General features: G+C 72.1%; 16 protein-coding genes. 9 read left to right on the top strand and 7 right to left on the bottom strand.

Annotated features, from left to right (window positions below):
• Positions 1–14: 14 nt before the first annotated feature.
• The gene (locus FXF51_RS21710) at positions 15–806 is read right to left on the bottom strand and encodes a GNAT family N-acetyltransferase (protein WP_148436354.1); all 792 of its coding nucleotides are present in this window, start codon (positions 804–806) and stop codon (positions 15–17) included.
• 144 nt (positions 807–950) lie between these two features.
• Positions 951–1,937, bottom strand: coding sequence for a substrate-binding domain-containing protein (locus tag FXF51_RS21705; RefSeq protein ID WP_148436353.1), 987 nt, complete (start codon positions 1,935–1,937; stop codon positions 951–953).
• Between the two features lie 70 nt (positions 1,938–2,007).
• Between FXF51_RS21705 and FXF51_RS21700 the strand changes: the two genes are divergently transcribed.
• From FXF51_RS21700 to FXF51_RS21690, 3 genes are read left to right on the top strand one after another with little or no spacing between them, the layout of a single operon-like run.
• Positions 2,008–2,865 carry a substrate-binding domain-containing protein gene (locus FXF51_RS21700; protein ID WP_222871402.1) on the top strand — a complete coding sequence of 286 codons (858 nt, stop codon included), beginning with the start codon at positions 2,008–2,010 and terminating at the stop codon, positions 2,863–2,865.
• A gap of 3 nt (positions 2,866–2,868) precedes the next feature.
• A complete protein-coding gene (locus FXF51_RS21695) occupies positions 2,869–3,570 on the top strand; it encodes an ABC transporter permease (RefSeq protein ID WP_148436351.1) in 702 nt (233 codons plus the stop codon).
• The gene (locus FXF51_RS21690) at positions 3,567–4,592 is read left to right on the top strand and encodes an ABC transporter ATP-binding protein (RefSeq protein ID WP_148436350.1); all 1,026 of its coding nucleotides are present in this window, start codon (positions 3,567–3,569) and stop codon (positions 4,590–4,592) included. The genes FXF51_RS21695 and FXF51_RS21690 overlap by 4 nt, the downstream gene beginning before the upstream one ends.
• An 8-nt stretch (positions 4,593–4,600) precedes the next feature.
• Here FXF51_RS21690 and FXF51_RS21685 read toward each other — a convergent pair whose 3' ends face one another.
• The 4 genes from FXF51_RS21685 to FXF51_RS21670 all read right to left on the bottom strand — a co-directional run bounded on the left by FXF51_RS21685 (position 4,601) and on the right by FXF51_RS21670 (position 8,660).
• Entirely contained in the window at positions 4,601–5,458 is an 858-nt protein-coding gene (locus FXF51_RS21685; RefSeq protein WP_262379718.1) for an aldo/keto reductase, read from the bottom strand.
• 33 nt (positions 5,459–5,491) lie between these two features.
• Positions 5,492–7,060, bottom strand: a complete 1,569-nt coding sequence (locus FXF51_RS21680) for a DHA2 family efflux MFS transporter permease subunit (protein WP_148436349.1) — start codon at positions 7,058–7,060, stop codon at positions 5,492–5,494.
• A gap of 46 nt (positions 7,061–7,106) precedes the next feature.
• Positions 7,107–7,256, bottom strand: coding sequence for a hypothetical protein (locus FXF51_RS61955; RefSeq protein WP_222871401.1), 150 nt, complete (start codon positions 7,254–7,256; stop codon positions 7,107–7,109).
• Between the two features lie 69 nt (positions 7,257–7,325).
• Entirely contained in the window at positions 7,326–8,660 is a 1,335-nt protein-coding gene (locus FXF51_RS21670; protein ID WP_148436348.1) for an FAD-dependent oxidoreductase, read from the bottom strand.
• Positions 8,661–8,729: 69 nt separating this feature from the next.
• Here FXF51_RS21670 and FXF51_RS21665 point away from each other — a divergent pair, with 69 nt between their 5' ends.
• A complete protein-coding gene (locus tag FXF51_RS21665; protein ID WP_148436347.1) occupies positions 8,730–9,227 on the top strand; it encodes a MarR family transcriptional regulator in 498 nt (165 codons plus the stop codon).
• Between the two features lie 120 nt (positions 9,228–9,347).
• Positions 9,348–9,602: a hypothetical protein gene (locus FXF51_RS21660; RefSeq protein WP_148436346.1), complete on the top strand. Its 255-nt coding sequence runs from the start codon at positions 9,348–9,350 to the stop codon at positions 9,600–9,602.
• A gap of 175 nt (positions 9,603–9,777) precedes the next feature.
• Here the strand turns inward: FXF51_RS21660 and FXF51_RS21655 are convergent, their stop codons facing one another.
• Positions 9,778–10,755, bottom strand: coding sequence for a helix-turn-helix domain-containing protein (locus tag FXF51_RS21655; RefSeq protein WP_148436345.1), 978 nt, complete (start codon positions 10,753–10,755; stop codon positions 9,778–9,780).
• 186 nt (positions 10,756–10,941) lie between these two features.
• Here FXF51_RS21655 and FXF51_RS21650 point away from each other — a divergent pair, with 186 nt between their 5' ends.
• The 4 genes from FXF51_RS21650 to FXF51_RS21635 are packed head-to-tail and all read left to right on the top strand — an operon-like array spanning position 10,942 to position 15,105.
• Positions 10,942–11,964, top strand: a complete 1,023-nt coding sequence (locus tag FXF51_RS21650) for a LacI family DNA-binding transcriptional regulator (RefSeq protein WP_148436344.1) — start codon at positions 10,942–10,944, stop codon at positions 11,962–11,964.
• Positions 11,961–13,322: an extracellular solute-binding protein gene (locus FXF51_RS21645; RefSeq protein WP_148436343.1), complete on the top strand. Its 1,362-nt coding sequence runs from the start codon at positions 11,961–11,963 to the stop codon at positions 13,320–13,322. Before FXF51_RS21650 ends, FXF51_RS21645 begins: the two co-directional genes overlap by 4 nt.
• Complete coding sequence (locus FXF51_RS21640) at positions 13,319–14,200, top strand: carbohydrate ABC transporter permease (protein ID WP_262379717.1); 882 nt, start codon at positions 13,319–13,321, stop codon at positions 14,198–14,200. Before FXF51_RS21645 ends, FXF51_RS21640 begins: the two co-directional genes overlap by 4 nt.
• Entirely contained in the window at positions 14,197–15,105 is a 909-nt protein-coding gene (locus FXF51_RS21635; protein WP_222871400.1) for a carbohydrate ABC transporter permease, read from the top strand. Before FXF51_RS21640 ends, FXF51_RS21635 begins: the two co-directional genes overlap by 4 nt.
• The last annotated feature ends 9 nt before the right edge of the window (positions 15,106–15,114 follow it).

Genomic DNA, 15,114 nt, shown 5'->3' with positions numbered 1-15,114 from the left:
GGCCCGGCAGGGCTTCAGGCGGGCCGAGGGCGTACCCGGTCGTGGTTCTCGCGCAGGACCGTGAACCCCGCCGACCGGTAGAGCGCCACCGCCGCCTCGTTGCCGGCCGGCGTCAGGACGGCGACCGCGCTGGACCCCCGCTCGGCGAGGGCCGCGCACGCGCCCAGGACGGCGTCGCGCCCGTAACCGTGCCCGCGATGGTCCGGGTGGGTGCCGACCGGTTCGAGCAGGCCGCACCGGCCCGCGCCCGCGAACCATCCGGTCGCGGCGGCGGCGGGCTCTCCCGACGGGGTGCGTACGAGGGTCTCGACGGCCAGCCCGCCCGCCGGCGACTCCTTCATCGTGCGCCACCGCTCGACGGTGAACGTGGATCCCGCGAAGGCGGACCGCTGCACCAGCACCCGGTCGGCGGCGTCGGACTCGCCGACCGGCTGGGCGCGGCTCGTCACCGGGCGCGGGGTCCACGACAGGACGGCCCAGGCCTCCTCGTCGAACCCCCACCCCGGCATGGGCAGGCCGTCGCACTGGTCGTTGCCCAGCTCCTCCGCGTCGGCGGCGAGCGCCTCGAGGTCGGCGTCCGGCGCGGCGGTCACGCGCAGGACGGGGCCGTCGAGGAAGCCGACCGCCGCGGGGGCGGTGCCGTCCGTCCAGAGGAAGAAGGCCGCGTCGCCGAACCGTAGCTGCCAGCCCACGTCCCCGGGATGCAGGCCGCCGGACGGGGCGTCGGCGGGCGTCCACTCGCTCAGGGCGCGCAGCGCGGGGCCGGTCTCGGCAGGGGTCAGGCGGTGCCGCGCGAGGGAGATCATGGACGGCAGGCTAGCCAGCGCGCCCGCGCCGTCTCAAAGGGTTTTGCGCCAGGTCCGGCTACGAGCCGGGACGTATCGCGCGGAGCCTCCGGTCTGGCGCCGGCGGGCAGGTGGTGGACGGCGCCGCCCGAGTGGGGGTGCTCGTCATGGTCGTGCGGGAGTTCGCCCAGGCCCATGTGCGTGCTCCGGTTCTGTGGGTACGTGTCGCGCGACGTTGCCGGGGAGTTTCGTGACGGTGCCGGAACGGGAGGTGTCGTAGCCGCCCAGCGCGGCGATCCTGCGCCGCAGGGCGGGGGTGCGCAGCGCGGCGATGAGGTGGACGGCCGGGCCGAGCGCCTGCCCGGTCAGCCCGATGTCGAAGTCCTCCCACGTCAGCGGAACGAACTCGAGGCCCAGGTCGGTGGCGGCGGAACGCACCCCGAGGCCGGCGTCGACGGTGCCGGTGGCGACGGCCAGGGCGGCTTCGAGGTGGGAGCCCACCTGCGGGCCCCGCAGGCCGTCCGGGTCGAGGCCGGCGGCCAGGAGCAGCCGGTCGAGGAGGATCCGGGTGCCGGTGCCGGGGCGCCGGGCGGAGACACGCCGGTCCGCGAGGTCGGCGATCCGGGTGATGCGGTGGGGGTTGCCCGGGGCGACGATCAGGCCCTGTTCGCGCCGCCAGAGGTGGATGAGGTGCGGTTCGTGGCCGCGCAGCATGCCGAGCGCGAAGGGCGCGTTGTAGACGCCGGTCTGGTGCAGCAGGTGGATGGCGGCTCCGTCGGCGTGGCCCTGGCGTACCGCGCTGAGGCCGGCGACGCTGCCCTCGCGGGTGACGATCCTCAGTTTGCCGTCCATCGTGCCCGTGAGGAGGTCGAGGGCGGGGTCGTCGCTGCCGGCGAGCGTGAAGACCGCGTCCACGTGCAGGAAGCGGCGGGCGGCGAGCGCGGCGCCGGGGGCGATGCGGGCGCGGCGGCGGTCGGCCAGCTCCAGCACGCCGGCGTCGGCGAGGGCGCGCTGGGCGCGGCTGACGGTGGAGGCGGTGGTGTGCCACTGCTGGGCGAGCTCGCGGATGCCGGGCAGTTCGTCGCCGGGGTGCAGGGTTCCCGCCGTCACCTGATGCGCGAGGTCGGTGCAGATTTCCCGATATCGGGTCACGCTTGGGTAATTTACACTTGCACTGCTCTGCAGTAGCACAGATAGGGCCACGATGATACGTAGAAGGCTCTTGCTCATCGGCGCGTGGGTCGCGGCGGTCTTGGTCGCCGGTTGCGGGACCACCCCCTCCACAGCCGGCCCGGCGGCATCGAGCCCCGCGGCGGACAAGTCACTGATTCTGGCCACCACGACCAGCACCCAGGACAGCGGGCTGCTCGACGAGCTGCTGCCCGCCTTCACCCGCGACAGCGGCTGGCAGGTCAAGACCCTCGCGGTCGGCAGCGGCCAGGCCATCGAGCTGGGCCGGCGCGGCGAGGCGGACGTGCTCCTGGTGCACTCGCCCGCGGCGGAGGAGAAGTTCGTGGCCGAAGGGAGCGCCGGCTCCCGTCGGCTGGTCATGCACAACGACTTCGTGCTGCTCGGCCCGCCCGCCGACGCGGCGAAGATCCGGGGCACGAAGAGCGCGGAGGCGCTGAAGAGGATCGCGGACGCCCGGGCGGCGTTCGTCTCGCGCGGCGACGAGTCGGGGACGCACGCCAAGGAGAAGGACATCTGGTCCAAGGCCGCGGTGACCCCCGGCGGCTCCTGGTACCAGTCCACCGGGCAGGGCATGGGCGAGACCCTGCGGGTCGCCAGCGAGAAGGCCGGCTACACCCTGTCGGACCGGGCCACCTACCTCACCCAGCGCGACACCCTGGAGCTGGAGGTGCTCAGCGAGGGCGATCCGAGCCTGCTGAACGTCTACCACGTCATCGAGATGACGAAGAAGGCCGGTGACCGCGTCCGGCCGGAGGGCGCGAAGGCGTTCGCCGACTGGATCGTCGCCGCGCCCGCGCAGCAGCTCATCGGCGCGTACGGGAAGGAGAAGTTCGGCCAGCCGCTGTTCACTCCCGACGCGGGCGCGGACGAGGCGAAGCTGGGTCAGTGAGCGATGGACGTGCTGTTCGACGGGCTGGTGGAGGCGGTCGGGCTGCTCTGGTCCGGGGACGAGGACAGCTGGTCGATCATCCTGCTGACCCTGCGGGTCTCGCTCACCGCGACCGCCGTCGCCCTGCTCGTGGGCGTGCCGCTGGGCGCGGCTCTGGCGCTGGTCCGCTTTCCCGGACGGCGGATCGCGCTGGCGGCGGCCAACACGGGGATGGGCATGCCGCCGGTGGTGATCGGGCTGTTCGTCACCGTGCTGCTGTGGCGTAGCGGGCCGCTGGGCGGGATGGAGCTGCTCTACACCCCCGCCGCGATGGTCATCGCGCAGGGCGCCATCGCCACGCCCATCGTGGTGGCGCTGGTCGCGGCGGCGGTGCAGCAGGTGGATCCGGATTTCCGGGTGCAGATGCAGGCGCTGGGGGCGACTCCGGTCCGGGCGTTCGCGGCGTTGCTGGGGGAGGCCAGGCTGCCGTTGCTGGCGGCGGCGATGGCGGGGTTCGGGGCGGTGGTGAGTGAGGTCGGGGCCGCGCAGATGGTGGGGGGCAATCTGGCCGGGCAGACCCGGGTGCTGACCACCGCCGCCGTGCTGGCTACCAGCCGGGGGCAGTTCTCCCTGGCCATCGCGTTCGGGCTGGTGTTGCTGGTGATCGCGTTCGGGGTGAACCTGGCGCTGACGATGGCGCAGCAGCGACGGGCCGTGCCGCGGTGAGCGACCCGAGCGCCGGCATCGGGTGCCGGGACCTGCGAGTGCGTTCAGGTGGCCGGTCCGCGCAGGGCGGCGGTGGCCGGGAGCTGGTCAGTGTGCCGGAGCTGCACGTCCCGGCGGGGCGCACGCTGGCCGTGCTCGGTCCGAACGGCGCGGGCAAGTCCACCCTGCTGCGCGCGCTCGGCCTGCTCAGCCAGCACCGGGTCAGCGGCCAGGTCCTGCTCGACGGCCGCCCCGCGACGCCGTCCCTGATGCGGGGCGCGCTGGCGGCGGTGCTGCAACGGCCGATCCTGCGCCGCGGCACCGTGGCGGCGAACGTGATCAGCGGGCTGCGCTTCCGCGGCGTGAGCCGGCGCGAGGCGCGCGAGCGGGCGTGGCCGTGGATCGAGGCGCTCGGCCTCGCGCCGCTGGCGGGACGGGACGCCCGCAGCCTGTCCATCGGCGAGGCCCAGCGGGTCAGCATCACCCGCGCGCTCGCCGCCGCCCCCCGGGTGCTGCTGCTCGACGAGCCGTTCAGCGGGCTGGACAGCACCACCCGCGCGGACCTGCTCGCCGACCTGCGCGCCGCGCTGGCCGGGCAGCCCACCGCCACGATCCTGGTCACCCATGACCGGCAGGAGGCCCTCGCCCTGGCCGAGGACACGGCGCTGCTGATCGGCGGCCGGATCCGGCAGCACGGCCCGACCGCGGAGGTGCTGGACCAGCCGAGCGACGCCGACACGGCGCGGCTGCTCGGATACACGAACCTGCTGCCACCCGCCCTCACCGGTCAGCCGCACACGCTGGCGGCGCGGCCCGAGCACACCCGGCTCGTGCTCGGGCCGGCCGGTGGCGCCACCCCTGGTGAGGTGGTGGCCGCCGGGACCTTGCGGCGGACGGTCGCGCTCGGCATCGCCACTCGCGTGGACGTGGACACCTGCTCAGGTCCGCTGACCTGCCTGCAGCCCGGGGACGTGCTCGCCGCCGACCTGCCGCCGGTCGGCAGCGACGTCCACGTCAGGATCTTGCGCGCGCGGGCGTTGTGAAGGGGTGCTCACCCGAGGCGGGCGAGCTCCTCCTCGCTCAGCTCCAGCGAGGCCGCGGCGGCCGAGTCCACGATGCTCTCCGGCCGGCTGGACCCGGGGATCGGGATGACGACAGGGCTGCGCGCCAGCTCCCAGGCCAGGCACACCTGCTGCGCCGACACCCCGTGAGCGTCGGCGATCTCCACGAAGGCGGCGCGCAGCTCCCCGGTACGCCCGATGCCCCCGAGCGGCGACCACGGCAGGAAGGCCAGCCCGAGCTCGGCGCACACGTCGATCTCCGGCTCGCTGGAGCGGAACCGCGGCGAGTACTCGTTCTGCACGCTCACCAGCCGCTCGCCCAGGATGCCGTGCGCGAGCCTGATCTGCTCGGGGTTGGCGTTGGAGATGCCCGCCGCCTGAATCTTGCCCGCGTCGTGCAGCTCCTTCAGCGCCCCGATCGTCTCCTCGTAGGGCACCTTCGGGTCGGGCCGGTGGTGCTGGTAGAGGCCGATGCTGTCCACGCCGAGCGCCTTGAGCGAGCGGTCGCAGGCCTGGTGCAGGTAGGCGGGGCTGCCGTCCACGTCCCAGCCGTCCGGCGTGCGGGTGTGCCCGCCCTTGGTCGCGACCAGCACCGCGCCGGTGTCGCCGCCCCACAGGGACAGGGCCCGGGCCACCAGGCGTTCGTTGTGGCCGACGTCCTCGTGGGACGGGGTGTAGGCGTCGGCCGTGTCGATCAAGGTGATGCCGGCGTCGAGGGCGGCGTGGATCGTCCGGATGGACTGCTCCTCGTCCGGCATGTGGCCGGCGACCGACATCGGCATGGCGCCGAGGCCGATGACGCCGACCTGCCGGTCGCCGATGGTGCGGGTCTTCATGGTGTTGTGCATGGGACCACCCTGGCCCCTGGAGCGCACTCCAGGTCAACCAGGCGTGCCGGTGCGGCGGACGCCGACGGCGGCCAGAACGCCGCCGACGACGCAGAGCGCGCCGGTGAGCAGCACCGCCGTGTGCACGCCGTTCATGAACGCCGCCCCGCTGCCTTCGGCCACGGCGGCCGCCACCTGCCCGGACATCCCCCCGGAAACGGGCGAGACGCCCATCGCGACGGCGTCCCGGGCGCCCGCCAATCCCGCCGCGACGCCGGCGGGAACGCCGGCGCCGGTCAGTTCGCCGGTGAGCGTCGCGCCCACCCGGGCGCTGATCAGCGACACCAGCACGGACGTCCCGAGCGCCCCGCCGACCTGCAACGCCGTGGCCTGCAGCCCCCCGGCCACCCCGGCGTCCCTGGCGGGCGCGTTGCCCACGATCGCGTCGGAGGAGGCGGACATCACCATGCCGACCCCCAGCCCGAGCGCCAGGAACGGCGGCCACATGGCGGCGTAGGAGGAGTGGGCGTCCCAGGTCAGCATCCAGAAGGAGGCCACGGCCTGCAGCGCCATGCCGATCGGCATGGACACGCGGGCGCCGAACCGTCCGGTGACCGCCGCGCCGAGCGGTGAGGCGACCACGGTGGCCAGGCTCAGCGGCAGCGTCCGCACGCCGGACTCGACGGGCGTGAAGCCGCGCACGTTCTGCAGGTACAGCATGAGGAAGAAGACCACGCCGAGCAGGACGAAGAAGTTGACCGCGGTGACGATCGCGCCGATGGTGAGCGCGGGGCTGCGGAAGAGCCGCATCGGCAGCAGCGGGTGGGCCAGGCGGGTCTCGTACCAGCCGAAGACGACCAGGACGAGAACGCCGGCGGCGAGCGCGCCGAGCGTGCCGCCGGACGTCCAGCCCCATGTCTCGCCCTTGATGACGCCGAAGACCAGCGCGATCAGGCCGATGGCGAGCAGCACGACGCCGGGCAGGTCGAAGCGGTGGTGGCCGGTGGAGTTCCTGCTCTGCGGCAGGACGAGGGCGCTGAAGGCGAGGCCGGCGACGCCGATGGGCAGGTTGATGAGGAAGACGGACTCCCAGGTGACGTGCTCGACGAGCAGCCCGCCGACGATCGGCCCGAGCGCGGTGGAGCAGGAGGCCACCATGGCCCACAGGCCGACCGCCATGCCGAACTTCCCGGGCGGGAAGACGGCGCGCAGCAGGCCGAGCGTGTTCGGGATGAGCAGGGCGGCGAAGACGCCCTGCGCGGCGCGGAAGGCGATGACGCCCTCGATGGAGCCGACGACGCCGATCGCGACCGACGCGGCGGTGAAGCCGAGCGTGCCGATCATGTAGTACGTGCGGCGGCCGAACCGGTCGCCGAGCTTGCCGCCGAGGATGAGCAGGGCGGCCATCGCGATGAGGTAGGAGTTGGTGACCCACTGCAGGTCGGCGGTGGAGGCGTTGAGGTCGCGGCCGATCTCGGGGTTGGCGATGGCGACGACGGAGCCGTCGAGGTTGACCATGAACAGGCCGATGGCGACGGCGACGAGCGTCAGCCAGGGGTTGGACCGCCTGCCCGGCGGGGCGTGCGCGGGCAGGGTGGAGACGTCCACGGTGGTGGAGGACATGCGGGTGCCTTGTCTGTGAAGGAGGGACGCTGGAGGCGGTGACGCGTCAGAGAGACGTCAGCGCGCCGAGCACGGAGCCCAGGGCGTCCCGTTGCCCGTCGGTGAGGGCATGCAGAGCAGGCACGAGCGCGCGGACGGCGCGGTCGCGGTGGCAGGTGTCCAGAGCGCCCAGAGCGGACACGCTGAAAACGGGCATGCTGTGCAGCATATGGATTTTTCCGTCATGATGTCAAAACGTTGACATGGCGGGGTGGCGCGTCCACCGTCATGAGTTGTCCACGGCGTGCTCCTCCGCGCCGCGGTAGGCGTACATGTCGTCCAGGAACTTGCGCTTGAGCGCGGGGACGCGGTCGGTCACCCCGAAGTAGGCGCGGGTCATCGCCAGCACCGCGCGGCCGATGACCGGCTTGTGGATGGCGGCGTCGCCGTCCATGCGGGCCAGCGAGTCCTGCACGCGGGCGAAGCCGTACGGGATCATCTCCCGCTCGTACGCGGCCACGGCTTCGACCACGGGCCCGCCCTTGGCCAGCTCCCGGCACAGCAGCATGGCGTCGCGCAGCGCGGTGTTGGCGCCGACGCCCTGGCCGGGGGTCATGGTGTGGATGGCGTCGCCGAGCAGGGTGACGTTCGTGCTGCGCCACGGCTCGACCGGCACGGACGTGCGGATGCTGACGGGGAAGCAGGTCTCCGGCTCCGCCAGCGCGAACAGCCTGCGCAGGTCGGGGTGCCAGCTCCCGGTCATGCCGAGTGCCACCTCGATCAGCTCCTCGCCGCCCAGGTCCATGACCCCGGCGGGGAACCTGCGCGCCGCCGCCGACAGGCCCCAGTTGATGTAGTCGCGGGTGTTGTCGTAGAGCAGGCCGGGCCAGCGTTCGATCAGCTCCCGCTCGTTGCCGCCCACCTCGTGCTTGAGCCCGCCGTCCCTGTCCCACTTGAACTCCATGACGTGCCAGATGCAGAACAGGCCGCCGGGGGCGAACACCGAGGAGATGCCGTGGAACATCTCGGGCGTGAGCAGCGCCCTGGTCTCCTCGGTGACCGGCACCTTCGCGGAGATGGCCACGATGCCGGAGTCCTCGATCGCGGCGTGCGGCAGGTACTGGCGGCGCACCCGGGAGCCGGTGCCGTCGGCGGCCACCAGCAGGTCGCCCGTCGCGCTGGTGCCGTCGGCGAAATGGGCGGTGACGGTGCCGTCGGCGTTGCTCTCGTAGCGGGTGAACTCCTTGCCGAAGCGGACGACGTCCTCCATGCCGGTCAGCAGGATCTGGCGCAGCGTCATCCGTGAGACCGAGCGCTCGCTGTTGACCGGGTCGTCGTCGGGGCGCAGCGGGAAGGAGGCGGTGGTGCCGCGCTTCTCGGTGAGCACGTTGAAGAAGCGGGGCGCGCGGGCGCAGGTGGCGACGAAGGTGTCGAACAGGTCGGGCGGCAGGCACGCGCGCAGGGCCCGGTTGCCGGTGGAGTCGATGCCGACGCGGTAGCCGTACAGGTTGTCGGCCCTGGTGCGGTCGCGCTCGTAGACGGCCACGGACACGCCGGCCCGCCGCAGCCCGTGTGCCAGGCACATGCCGCCGGTCCCCGCGCCGATCACGATGACGTGCATGGAAGTCTCCTTGAAGGTCATGTATCTTGATGGTCGAGACACTTTTATCTTGAAAGGCAAGAAGCTTGAATGTCAAGTGAAAATCTGGACGAGCTGAAAGCCGCCGTCGCCCAGGAGATGCAGCAGATGCAGGCGGCCGTGGACACCTACGACGAGGCCGCGGCGATCTCTCTCGGCGTGAACCGCACCGACCTGCGCTGCCTGGAGATCCTCGGCACCCACGACGCGGTCACGCCCAGCGTCCTCGGCCCCGCGCTCGGGCTGACCACCGGCAGCGTCACCGCGATGCTCGACCGGCTGGAGAAGCTGGGCTACCTCACCCGCTCGCCGGACCCGTCCGACCGGCGCAAGGTCGTCATCCGGATCACCAAGGAGGCCGCCGCCAGGACGTGGGAGCTGTACGGGCCCATCGCCACCGAGGGGGAGGCGGTGATGGACGGCTACGACGCCGCCGAGCTGGAGCGCGTGCGGCTCTTCCTGAGCAGGTCGAGGGAGCTGTACGAGCGGCATCTCGAACGCGTCCGCGCCGGGCAGCCGAAACAGGGACGGCGGCGGACGCGCGGCTGAGCGGCGACGTTGTTCGTTTTCCGGATGAACCGGTTCGTCGCCCGACCTGACCCGCGCGGCGGAGCGAGCCATGGTGAAAGAGCGACACCGGGTCCTTTGGCGAGGGAAGGACGACGCGGTATGCAGGTCGTGAGCCGTGATCCGGCGGCCTGGCGTGATGATGACGGCCCCTGCCTGGTGGAACAGGTCGCGGAGGTGTGCACGGACGCGGAGAGGATCAGGTCGCAGGCGCGCGAGATCCAGGCCGATGCCAGGCGCGTCATGGCCGCCGGGAGGAGGATCCGCCGCGACCTCGCCGAGCAGCGCGAACGCCTCAGGGCCGGTTACCTCGCGATCCGCCTTCAGCGCGCCGACCGGGAATGGGGCGAGGGGTGACGCCGGCGTGCTCAGGCGGGTCGGGGTGCGGCGAGGGGTGACGCCGGCGTGCTCAGGCGGGTCGGGGTGCGGCGAGGGGTGACGCCGGCGTGCTCAGGCGGGTCGGGATGTGGCGAGGGGTGACGCCGGCGCGCTCAGGCGGGTCGGGATGTGGCGAGGAGTGACGCCGCTGGGCTCAGGTGGTCAGCGTGGTGCTGGGGGTGTGGCCGTAGACGCGGCGGTAGTAGGCGGAGAACCTGCCCAGGTGGTAGAAGCCCCAGCGGGCGGCGATGGCGCTGACCGTGGCGCCGGTGGCCGGATCGGCGGCCAGCAGATCGGCGTGCGCCGCGGCCAGCCGCACGCGGCGCACGTACCCCATCGGCGTGATGTCGTGGTGGCGGCGGAAGGCGTACTGGACGGCCCGGGGCGTGGCGCACGCCGCGGCGGCGATGTGGGCCAGCGACAGGCCGGGCTCGGCGTAGTGCTCCTCGATGTAGGCCGTGGCCAGGCGCAGCACGACGGGGGTGGCGTCGGCGTGATCGGCGCGCGCCTCCTCCCGCAGGGTCAGCGTGGTGGGGAAGGTGGCCAGGATGCCGGCCGCCAGCAGCCGCGCGGCGTTGCCGACGACGAGCGGATGCCGGGCGGCCTGGCCGGACAGCAGCTCGTCGGTCAGGGCCAGCGTGTTGGCGATCGTCCGGGAGGCGGCGGGGCCGAGGGGCGAGCGCGACAGCAGCCGCGGCGGCTCGCCGTTCAGCGCGACGCCCGCGACGTCGGCCAGCAGGTCGAGAGGCAGGCTCACGGTGCGGATGCGCAGCTCCTCGGCGTGCGAGACGAGGTCGTCGCTGGGAAAGGTGGCCACGAGCGCGTCGCCGGGGCCGTAGCGGTTGACGGCGTCCCCGTCGTCGATCGTGACGGTGCCGCTGACGACGACGCCGATCCGCACGGTCTCGATGTCCTGGTTGCGGCACTTCTGCGTGCCGGGGAGGGTCAGGTCGGTGATCACGAAGGATCCCGCGTCCACGACCGACAGCGCGAGCCGGCTGCTCCCCTCGCTGACGCGGCCGATCAGCAGCCGGGTGCCGTAGATCCGGCCCAGATACTCGCGGACCTGCTCCATGTCGTCGGTGGCGAACGTGGTCCGTGCCGGTGCGGCAGAGCCTGTGTGAGCGCTCACGGGCGAGAATCCCCCTTACCCTTCCGTGCCCGAGAGGGTACTGCGAATCGTTCGCAAAACGAAGCTCTCCCGCGCGCCAAGGAATGAGCCCGGAACCGGCCGGAAACCTTCCCTTGACAATCACGTCACCGGGCACGCACAGTACTAGCCACGGCTGACTACGTAGTCAGACGCGAGGAGCTGCGGATGTCCGAGACCAGACGCAGGCCTCCCGGCAGCACGGACGTCGCCAGGCTGGCCGGGGTGTCGCAGAAGACCGTTTCCCGTGTGATGAACGGCGAGCCGTACGTCAGCGACGAGATCCGCCGCCGGGTGCTCGCCGCGGCGCGCGAGCTCGGCTACCGCCGCAACACGGCCGCCCGCGCGCTCAACCTGGGCCGCTTCCACCGCATCGGGGTGGTCTCGCTCGGCAGCGCGCTCTACGGCCCCGCCTCGCAGCTCATCGAGCTGGAACGGCGGGCCAGGCGGATCGGCTACGCGTTCAGCGTGGTGAACACCCTGGAGGACGACGACGGCGGCGTGGCCAGGGCCGTGGAGACGCTGCTGGAGCAGGGCGTGGACGGCATCGTGCTGTCCGAGCCGATCGACGTCGGCGAGCTGCGCGTCGAGCCGGGCGTGCCGGTGCTGAGCCTGGGGCCGATGCCGGGGCTCACCGGCCCCGACGTGATCATCAACAGCCCGTCCAACGTGGACGCGGGCCGCGAGGCCACCGAGCACCTGCTCGCCCTGGGCCACGTCACCGTGTGGCACGTCGCGGGACCGGAACGGTGGTGGGCCTCCCGGGAGCGCGTGCGCGGCTGGCGCGCGGCGCTGGCCGCGGCGGGGGCGCCCGAGCCGCCGATGCCGTCGGGCGACTGGTCACCCGCCTCCGGTTACGCGGCGGGCCGGGCGCTCGCGGCCGACCCCGAGGTCACGGCGGTGTTCGTGGCCAACGACGACATGGCGATCGGCGTGCTGCGCGCCCTGGCCGAGGCGGGCCGCGCGGTGCCGGAGCAGGTGAGCGTGATCGGGATGGACGACATCCCCGCCGCCGCGTACCTGTCGCCGCCCCTGACCACCATCCGGCAGGACTTCGCGGCCTCCGTCGCGCAGGGCCTCGCACTGCTCGTCGAGCGCATCGAGGGCCGCGCGGCGACGCCGGAGCCTCTCCTGCCGACCACGAACCTGGTGAAGCGTCAGTCCACCCGACCCCCCAAGGAGAAGACATGACCATGCCACGTACCCGATGGCTCGCCACGGCGGCCGCCGCGACCCTGTTCCTGGCCGGCTGCGGCGGTGGCGGCGGTGCCGAACCGGCCGCCGGCGAGCCGCCCGCCGCGGCCGTGAGCCAGGCCGACATCGACAAGGCCATGCGGACCCCCACCGAGCTGACGTTCTGGACCTGGGTGCCGGACATCGGCAAGGAGGTGGCGCTGTTCGAGCAGAAGTACCCGGCGATCAAGGTCAACGTGGTCAACGCCGGGCAGGGCGAGCCCCAGTACACGAAGCTGCGCACCGCGCTCAAGGCCGGCAGCGGCGCCCCCGACGTCGTGCAGATCGAGTTCCAGTACATCCCGACCTTCACCATCATCGACAGCCTGCTCGACCTGCGGCCCTACGGCGCCGAGGCGCTGAAGGACAAGTTCGTGGACTGGACGTGGGGCCAGGTCACGGGCAAGAACGGCGAGGTGTGGGCGATCCCGCAGGACACCGGCCCGATGGGCATGCTCTACCGCAAGGACATCTTCGACAAGCACGGCATCGAGCCGCCCAGGACGTGGGACGAGTTCGCCGCCGCGGCCCGCAAGCTGCACGCCGCCGACCCCGACGTCTACCTGACCAACCTGGCCTCCAACCAGAACGGCGCCTGGATGGGGCTGCTGTGGCAGGCGGGCGGCAAACCGTTCCAGATGGCGAGCGCCCAGGACATCGATGTTAGCGTTAACGACGAGGTCTCCAAGAAGCTCGGCGGCTACTGGGGCGGGCTCGTCAAGGAAGGCGTCGTCTCCGCCGACCCCGACTTCACCGACCAGTGGTACCAGGCGCTCAACAAGGGCAAGTACGCCACCTGGCTGACCGCCGCCTGGGGGCCGGTGTTCCTGGCCAGCAACGCCAAGGAGACCAGCGGCAAGTGGCGGGCGGCACCCCTGCCGCAGTGGACGGCCGGCGAGAACAAGTCCGGCAACTGGGGCGGCTCCACCAGCGCCGTCATCAAGAGCACGAAGAACCCGATCGCCGCCGCCAAGTTCGCCGAGTTCCTCAACACCGACCCCGGGTCGACCAAGATGATGGCGACGGAGCAGTTCCTCTTCCCGCCGACCAAGGCGCTGCTGAGCGACCCGGCCTTCGCCGGGCAGAAGCCCGAGTTCTACGGCGGGCAGGCCGTCAACGAGCTCTTCGCCGGCATCAGCGACACCGTGGACAAGGGCTTCGGCTGGCCGCCGTTCCTCGACCAGACCGTCAACGACTGGGACGAGACCGTCGGCAAGTCCCTGGCCGACAAGAGCGACACCAACGCCGCGCTGGACCAGTGGCAGCAGCGGATCACCACGTACGCGGAGAGCCAGGGCTTCAAGGTCGCCCAGTGAACGCCCGCACCAGCCCGCGCAGGTCGGCCGCGGGATACCTGTTCATCGCGCCCTTCATGATCGTGTTCGTGGCCATGCTGGTCGTGCCGCTCGCCTACGCCGGATACCTGAGCCTGTTCAGGGAGCAGCTCATCGGCGGCACGACGTTCGTCGGCCTCGACAACTACGTGCGGGCGCTCACCGACGAGCGGCTGCTCGGCGGCGTGCTGCGGGTGGCCGAGTTCTTCCTCGTCCAGGTGCCGCTCATGCTGCTGCTCGGCCTGCTGTTCGCGCTCGCGCTCGACAGCGGCATGTTGTGGCTGTCCCGCTTCATCCGGCTGGGCATCTTCGTGCCGTACGCGGTGCCCAGCGTCGTCGCCGCGCTCATGTGGGGCTACCTGTACGGCCCCGAGTTCGGCCCGATCGCCCAGCTCGCGGAGTCGCTCGGCCTGCCCGCGCCCAACCTGCTCGGCGGCGGCCTCATGCTCGGCTCGCTGGCCAACATCGTGACCTGGGAGTTCGCCGGCTACAACATGATCATCCTGTACGCGGCGCTGCGCGCCATCCCCTCCGAGCTGTACGAGGCGGCGGCCGTGGACGGGGCGGGCGCCTGGCGCACCGCGTGGAGCGTGAAGATCCCGGCGCTGCGGCCCGCCCTGGTGATGGCGCTGATCTTCTCGGTCATCGGCAGCTTCCAGCTTTTCAACGAGCCGCAGCTCATGCAGCGCCTGGCGCCGAGCGTCATCGACAGCGCCTACACCCCCAACCTGTACGCCTACTCCCTGGCCTTCACCAGTCAGGACCTCAACTACGCGGCGGCCGTGTCGTTCCTGCTCGGCCTGGTCATCGTCGCGGTCTCCTACACCGTCCAGCTCGCCCTCACCCGGAGGCGCACATGACCGCCACCGTCACCGCGCCTCCCACCCCGGCCACAGGCGGCAGCGTGAGCGCGGCGCCCCGCAGGCGTCGCAGCCCCCTGCTCACGATCGGCATGCTGGCCTTCCTCATCTACTTCCTGCTCCCGCTGTTCTGGCTGCTGGTCGCCGCCACCAAGACCACCGCCGACCTGTTCTCCAGCTTCGGCCTGTGGTTCGCCGACGACCTCGCCCTCGCCGGCAACATCCGCGACGTCTTCGCCGCCGAGGACGGCGTCTACGGCCGCTGGCTGCTCAACACCGCCCTGTACGCCGTCGTCAGCGCCGGCGGCGCGGCCCTGCTGTGCGCGCTCGGCGGCTACGGCTTCGCCAAGTTCGGCTTCCGCGGCAAGAAGGCGCTGTTCGGCCTGGTTCTCGGCGCGATCATGGTGCCGAGCACGGCGCTGGCCATCCCCACGTACCTGATCTTCGCGCAGGTCGGGCTGGTCAACACCCCGTGGGCGATCATCCTGCCGTCACTGGTGAACCCGTTCGGCCTGTACCTCATGCGCGTCTACGCCGAGGACGCCGTGCCCGACAGCCTCCTGGAGGCCGCCCGCATCGACGGCGCCGGCGAGCTGCGCATCTTCTGGAAGGTGGTCATGCGGCTGCTCGCGCCCGGCTTCGTCACCGTGCTGCTGTTCACGCTCGTGGCCACCTGGAACAACTACTTCCTGCCGCTGATCATGCTCAACGACCCGTCGCTGTACCCGGTGACCGTCGGCCTGGCCAACTGGGCCGCGCAGGCCACGGTCGCCGGCGGCAGCGGCGACGTCATCCCCCTCGTCGTCACCGGGTCGCTCCTGTCGATCATCCCGCTGATCGCGGCGTTCCTGCTGCTCCAGCGGTACTGGCAGAGCGGCCTGGCTGCGGGCGGGGTCAAACAATGAGAGGAACAT

Source organism: Nonomuraea sp. PA05 (genome assembly GCF_008086045.1).
Classification (GTDB): domain Bacteria; phylum Actinomycetota; class Actinomycetes; order Streptosporangiales; family Streptosporangiaceae; genus Nonomuraea; species Nonomuraea monospora.
The sequence above is the reverse complement of the archived record's forward strand: the minus strand, read 5'-3'. Positions and strand labels throughout refer to the sequence as shown.